Source organism: Enterococcus sp. C76 (assembly GCF_040886985.1).
GTDB classification, from domain to species: domain Bacteria; phylum Bacillota; class Bacilli; order Lactobacillales; family Enterococcaceae; genus Enterococcus_B; species Enterococcus_B lactis.
The window spans coordinates 1-278 of sequence record NZ_JBFOEY010000081.1 but is presented as its reverse complement, the minus strand read 5'-3'; the positions used below and the strand labels follow the sequence as shown (position 1 = coordinate 278).

The 278-nt window shown below is 29.9% G+C and carries 1 pseudogene; it reads right to left on the bottom strand.

What is annotated here, in order from left to right:
* A pseudogene (locus AB3I00_RS14845) lies at positions 1–248 on the bottom strand (hypothetical protein); the annotation flags it as partial.
* Positions 249–278 lie beyond the last annotated feature (30 nt).

Below are 278 nucleotides of genomic sequence, written 5' to 3'. Positions count from 1 at the left end.
TTCACCTTCTGTCCTAGCTTTTCAGAAGCTATTACATACCTACCATGAACATGTTTTTCCGAATATTCTTCAATTTCATCAAGTGACTCAGAAGTTAATCCACCATTTCGTTCAATTGTATAATTGACAAACTGTTTGTAATTAGAAATGTCAGAAAGTTCAATGCCAAAGATAATAAAACCTAACATCATCATAAAAGCCATAAACAACAACACTATTTTTATAAAAAATGAAATCCAAGCATCCATATATCTACTCCTTTTTCTTTATATTCATTG